Origin of the sequence: Citrobacter sp. S46_ASV_140, from assembly GCF_018919545.1 — a bacterium.
In the GTDB taxonomy this organism is placed as follows: domain Bacteria; phylum Pseudomonadota; class Gammaproteobacteria; order Enterobacterales; family Enterobacteriaceae; genus Citrobacter; species Citrobacter braakii.
Genome location: NZ_JAHLRC010000159.1, coordinates 1 through 6631, shown reverse-complemented (window position 1 = coordinate 6631; position 6631 = coordinate 1). Strand labels below are relative to the sequence as shown.

The following is a 6631-nucleotide window of genomic DNA, read 5'->3' as shown; positions in this document are numbered from 1 at the left end:
GATCTGGCACCGGGCGTGCTGAAGATTGTTAAGGTTTATCTGGCGGTTAAACGTCGGATCCAGCCTGGTGATAAGATGGCAGGTCGTCACGGTAACAAGGGTGTAATCTCTAAGATCAACCCGATCGAAGATATGCCACACGATGCTAACGGTACGCCGGTAGATATCGTGTTGAACCCGCTGGGCGTACCATCGCGTATGAACATCGGTCAGATCCTTGAAACCCACCTGGGTATGGCTGCGAAAGGTATTGGCGATAAGATCAACGCCATGCTGAAACAGCAGCAGGAAGTCGCGAAACTGCGCGAATTCATCCAGCGTGCTTACGATCTGGGTTCAGATGTTCGTCAGAAAGTTGACCTGAATACCTTCAGCGATGAAGAAGTTCTGCGTCTGGCTGAAAACCTGAAAAAAGGTATGCCGATCGCAACGCCGGTGTTCGACGGTGCGAAAGAGTCTGAAATCAAGGAACTGTTACAGCTGGGTGGCCTGCCGACTTCCGGTCAGATCACACTGTTCGACGGTCGTACCGGTGAGCAGTTCGAGCGCCAGGTTACCGTTGGCTACATGTACATGCTGAAACTGAACCACCTGGTTGATGACAAGATGCATGCGCGTTCTACCGGTTCTTACAGCCTGGTTACTCAGCAGCCGCTGGGTGGTAAGGCTCAGTTCGGTGGTCAGCGCTTCGGGGAGATGGAAGTGTGGGCGCTTGAAGCATACGGCGCGGCATACACCCTGCAGGAAATGCTCACCGTTAAGTCTGATGACGTGAACGGTCGTACTAAGATGTATAAAAACATCGTGGACGGCAACCATCAGATGGAACCAGGCATGCCGGAATCCTTCAACGTACTGTTGAAAGAGATTCGTTCGCTGGGTATCAACATCGAGCTGGAAGACGAGTAACTCTCGATCAAACAGGTCACTGGTGCTGGCGTAACAGCCAGCGCCAGATTGTGCTAACTCCGACGGGAGCAAATCCGTGAAAGATTTATTAAAGTTTCTGAAAGCGCAGACTAAAACCGAAGAGTTTGATGCGATCAAAATTGCTCTGGCCTCGCCAGACATGATCCGTTCATGGTCTTTCGGTGAAGTTAAGAAGCCGGAAACCATCAACTACCGTACGTTCAAACCTGAACGTGACGGCCTTTTCTGCGCCCGTATCTTTGGGCCGGTAAAAGACTATGAGTGCCTGTGCGGTAAGTACAAGCGCCTGAAACACCGCGGTGTGATCTGTGAGAAGTGCGGCGTTGAAGTGACCCAGACTAAAGTACGCCGTGAGCGTATGGGCCACATCGAGCTGGCGTCTCCGACTGCTCACATCTGGTTCCTGAAATCTCTGCCGTCCCGTATCGGTCTGCTGCTCGATATGCCGCTGCGCGATATCGAACGCGTACTGTACTTCGAATCTTATGTGGTTATCGAAGGCGGTATGACTAACCTGGAACGTCAACAGATCCTGACTGAAGAGCAGTATCTGGACGCGCTGGAAGAGTTCGGTGACGAATTCGACGCGAAGATGGGTGCGGAAGCAATCCAGGCCCTGCTGAAGAGCATGGATCTGGAGCAAGAGTGCGAAACTCTGCGCGAAGAGCTGAACGAAACCAACTCCGAAACCAAGCGTAAGAAGCTGACCAAACGTATCAAACTGCTGGAAGCATTCGTACAGTCTGGCAACAAGCCAGAGTGGATGATCCTGACCGTTCTGCCGGTTCTGCCGCCAGATCTGCGTCCGCTGGTTCCGCTGGATGGTGGTCGTTTCGCAACATCAGATCTGAACGATCTGTACCGTCGCGTGATCAACCGTAACAACCGTTTGAAACGTCTGCTGGATCTGGCTGCGCCGGACATCATCGTACGTAACGAAAAACGTATGCTGCAGGAAGCGGTTGACGCCCTGCTGGATAACGGTCGTCGTGGTCGTGCGATCACCGGTTCTAACAAACGTCCTCTGAAATCTTTGGCCGATATGATCAAAGGTAAACAGGGTCGTTTCCGTCAGAACCTGCTCGGTAAGCGTGTTGACTACTCCGGTCGTTCTGTAATCACCGTAGGTCCATACCTGCGTCTGCATCAGTGCGGTCTGCCGAAGAAAATGGCACTGGAACTGTTCAAACCGTTCATTTACGGCAAGCTGGAACTGCGTGGCCTGGCCACCACCATCAAAGCCGCTAAGAAAATGGTTGAGCGTGAAGAAGCTGTCGTTTGGGATATCCTGGACGAAGTTATCCGCGAACACCCGGTACTGCTGAACCGTGCACCAACCCTGCACCGTCTGGGTATCCAGGCATTTGAACCGGTACTGATCGAAGGTAAAGCTATCCAGCTGCACCCGCTGGTTTGTGCGGCATATAACGCCGACTTCGATGGTGACCAGATGGCTGTTCACGTACCGCTGACGCTGGAAGCCCAGCTCGAAGCGCGTGCGCTGATGATGTCTACCAACAACATCCTGTCTCCGGCGAACGGCGAACCTATCATCGTTCCGTCTCAGGACGTTGTATTGGGTCTGTACTACATGACCCGTGACTGTGTTAACGCCAAAGGCGAAGGCATGGTGCTGACTGGCCCGAAAGAAGCTGAGCGTATCTATCGCGCAGGTCTGGCCTCTCTGCATGCGCGCGTTAAAGTGCGTATCACTGAATACGAAAAAGATGAAAACGGCGAATTCGTTGCGCACACCAGCCTGAAAGACACGACCGTTGGTCGCGCCATTCTGTGGATGATCGTACCGAAAGGTCTGCCTTTCTCCATCGTCAACCAGGCGCTGGGCAAGAAAGCAATCTCCAAAATGCTGAACACCTGTTACCGCATTCTGGGCCTGAAGCCGACCGTTATCTTCGCTGACCAGACAATGTACACCGGCTTTGCTTATGCAGCGCGTTCAGGTGCATCTGTTGGTATTGATGACATGGTCATCCCAGAGAAGAAACACGAGATCATCTCTGAAGCGGAAGCTGAAGTTGCTGAGATCCAGGAGCAGTTCCAGTCTGGTCTGGTAACCGCGGGCGAACGTTATAACAAAGTTATCGATATCTGGGCTGCGGCGAACGATCGTGTATCCAAAGCGATGATGGATAACCTGCAAACCGAAACCGTGATTAACCGTGACGGCGTAGAAGAGCAGCAGGTTTCCTTCAACAGCATCTACATGATGGCCGACTCCGGTGCGCGTGGTTCTGCAGCACAGATTCGTCAGCTGGCTGGTATGCGTGGTCTGATGGCTAAGCCAGATGGCTCCATCATCGAAACGCCAATCACCGCGAACTTCCGTGAAGGTCTGAACGTACTCCAGTACTTCATCTCTACTCACGGTGCTCGTAAAGGTCTGGCGGATACCGCACTGAAAACAGCGAACTCCGGTTATCTGACTCGTCGTCTGGTTGACGTTGCGCAGGACTTGGTTGTTACTGAAGACGATTGCGGCACGCTTGAAGGCATCACCATGACCCCGGTTATCGAGGGTGGTGACGTTAAAGAACCGCTGCGCGATCGCGTTCTGGGTCGTGTGACTGCTGAAGACGTTCTGAAGCCGGGTACGGCGGATATTCTGGTTCCACGCAACACGCTGCTGCACGAACAGTGGTGTGACCTGCTGGAAGAGAACTCCGTTGACTCCGTCAAAGTCCGTTCCGTTGTATCCTGTGACACCGACTTTGGTGTATGTGCGCACTGCTATGGTCGTGACCTGGCGCGTGGCCACATCATCAATAAAGGTGAAGCAATCGGCGTTATCGCGGCACAGTCCATCGGTGAACCGGGTACACAGCTGACGATGCGTACGTTCCACATCGGTGGTGCGGCATCTCGTGCGGCTGCTGAATCCAGCATCCAGGTGAAAAACAAAGGTAGCATCCGTCTGAGCAATGCGAAGTCGGTTGTTAACTCCAGCGGTAAACTGGTTATCACCTCACGTAACACCGAACTGAAACTGATCGACGAATTCGGCCGTACCAAAGAAAGCTATAAAGTGCCTTACGGTTCCGTTATGGCGAAAGGTGATGGCGAACAGGTTGCTGGCGGCGAAACCGTAGCGAACTGGGATCCGCACACCATGCCGGTTATCACCGAAGTGAGTGGTTTCGTCCGCTTCACTGACATGATCGACGGCCAGACCATTACTCGTCAGACCGACGAGCTGACCGGTCTGTCTTCTCTGGTGGTTCTGGATTCTGCAGAACGTACTGCGGGTGGTAAAGACCTGCGTCCGGCACTGAAAATTGTTGATGCTCAGGGCAACGACGTTCTGATCCCAGGCACCGATATGCCTGCTCAGTACTTCCTGCCGGGTAAAGCGATTGTTCAGCTGGAAGATGGCGTACAGATCAGTTCTGGTGACACCCTGGCGCGTGTTCCGCAGGAATCCGGCGGTACCAAGGATATCACCGGTGGTCTGCCGCGCGTTGCGGACCTGTTCGAAGCACGTCGTCCGAAAGAGCCGGCAATCCTGGCTGAAATCAGCGGCATCATTTCCTTCGGTAAAGAAACCAAAGGTAAACGTCGTCTGGTTATCACCCCGGTAGACGGTAGCGAGCCGTATGAAGAGATGATTCCGAAATGGCGTCAGCTCAACGTGTTCGAAGGTGAACGTGTAGAACGTGGTGACGTTGTTTCCGACGGTCCGGAAGCGCCGCACGACATCCTGCGTCTGCGTGGTGTGCATGCTGTAACTCGTTATATCGTTAACGAAGTTCAGGACGTATACCGTCTGCAGGGCGTTAAGATTAACGATAAGCACATCGAAGTTATCGTTCGTCAGATGCTGCGTAAAGCCACCATCGAAAGCGCAGGTAGCTCCGACTTCCTGGAAGGCGAGCAGGTTGAATACTCCCGCGTCAAGATTGCTAACCGCGATCTGGAAGCGAACGGCAAAGTGGGTGCAACATTCTCCCGCGATCTGCTGGGTATCACCAAAGCGTCTCTGGCAACCGAGTCCTTCATCTCTGCAGCATCGTTCCAGGAAACCACGCGTGTCCTGACCGAAGCCGCTGTTGCAGGTAAACGTGATGAACTGCGCGGTCTGAAAGAGAACGTTATCGTGGGTCGTCTGATCCCGGCGGGTACCGGTTATGCGTACCACCAGGATCGTATGCGCCGCCGCGCAGCGGGCGAACTGCCAGCTGCTCCGCAGGTGACTGCTGAAGATGCGTCTGCCAGCCTGGCAGAACTGCTGAACGCAGGCCTGGGCGGTTCTGACAACGATTAATCGTTGCTGACGCTAATAAAAAACCCGCTTCGGCGGGTTTTTTTATGTCGATGGATTTAAGATGTATTATGTTGGCCGGATAAGGCAGCAACTGCCATCCGGCATGATGACGCCAGGCTTATGAGGCCTACGGCTTACGCCATCCGCTCAGTTTACTGGTGGCAAGCGTCGATACAGTTCAATCATATCGCCTGCCAGATCCTGAATCACCATGGCATTCATCAGGTGGTCCTGGGAATGGACGGTGATGAGATTAACCGGTAGTTTGCCGGTACCTTCGTCAATTCCGATCAGCTGGGTCTGGATTTTATGCGCTTGTTTAACATACTCGCGAGATTCCATCATCGCGTGTTCTGCCCCGGCGAAATCACCTTTACGCGCCAGTTGCAACGCCGTCAGGGCTTGACTGCGCGCAGCTCCGGCGTTTACCAATAATTCCATGATGATCGTTTCTAACTCTTCCATGCCATCACTCCAATAGTTTCAGCGCTTTGTCCAGTACCGCATCGCCTTTCATCATGCCGTAATCCATCATATCGATAACGGCGACTTTTTTTCCTAGCGGGTCGGCGAGCGCCTGCAGCTTGGCCTGTTCATACTTAACCTGTGGGCCGAGCAATACGATATCCGCAGTGGCGATATTCTCTTCAAACTCAGCCACCGGGACCGCTTTGATAGTGACGTCGACACCTTTTTTCTGGGCGGCATCTTTCATCTTTTGCACCAGCATGCTGGTGGACATTCCGGCGGCACAGCATAAAACGATGTTTTTCATAAGCAGTCTCGATCAACATGTGTGGGTTGATAATTATCGCGAGCCAGCCGCAGCAACAACTGCTTTGCAACGATTGTGTGCAAGGCATCACAAAGAAAGTCACTTTTTCTGAAACCGGTTACAAAAAGAGGCTCAACCCTACGATCTGGCCCTGATTTGGCGATTGTTGACCCATTTATCATATGCAGGAATATATAATCACTGTTAATAAAGACATGTTATAAAAAACAGTATTGACAGCGTTTTTTAAACCCGTATGTTAATACTTAACAGCGGAGAAATTGTAGTTTGCTGTTAACGTAGTAAGTGTTAGTAGAGCTTGATTGGGGGTTGCGATAAAGGCCACGAAGTATTTTTGTATGGGATAGTCGATGCTGAAAACGCTATTTATTCACCTCGACAATGCTTTCAGGCCACGTAGTTGATATATCTAATCGCAAATAGTTAGTAAAGCGCGACGATGTAACGCCATGATTTAATAGTAAATGTTTGCGGTTTCTGTTTTCTGGTTATCGCAAGGGAAATAAGGCAACGCATCAAAGAGTATATGTCGCGAGGGGAAGTGTACTTGTTTAGGTCACCAGCCTTGAGTTCTATTATCAAGCGGGTGGAATGTGTTTAACGGTAAATAGAGGACGGTTTTAGTT

General features: G+C 52.0%; 3 protein-coding genes and 1 pseudogene. 2 read left to right on the top strand and 2 right to left on the bottom strand.

Annotated features, from left to right (window positions below; all coding sequences use genetic code 11):
• Together rpoB and rpoC are read left to right on the top strand one after the other, a co-directional pair.
• Positions 1-909: pseudogene (gene rpoB, locus KQJ19_RS21490) on the top strand (DNA-directed RNA polymerase subunit beta); the annotation flags it as partial.
• Between the two features lie 76 nt (positions 910-985).
• On the top strand, positions 986-5209 hold the full coding sequence (rpoC, locus tag KQJ19_RS21485) for a DNA-directed RNA polymerase subunit beta' (protein ID WP_016155301.1): 4224 nt from the start codon (positions 986-988) through the stop codon (positions 5207-5209).
• A 147-nt stretch (positions 5210-5356) separates the two neighbouring features.
• Here rpoC and KQJ19_RS21480 read toward each other — a convergent pair whose 3' ends face one another.
• Both KQJ19_RS21480 and KQJ19_RS21475 read right to left on the bottom strand, forming a co-directional pair.
• Entirely contained in the window at positions 5357-5674 is a 318-nt protein-coding gene (locus tag KQJ19_RS21480; protein ID WP_016155302.1) for a PTS lactose/cellobiose transporter subunit IIA, read from the bottom strand.
• Between the two features lie 4 nt (positions 5675-5678).
• Positions 5679-5984, bottom strand: a complete 306-nt coding sequence (locus KQJ19_RS21475) for a PTS sugar transporter subunit IIB (protein ID WP_016155303.1) — start codon at positions 5982-5984, stop codon at positions 5679-5681.
• Positions 5985-6631: the final 647 nt, after the last annotated feature.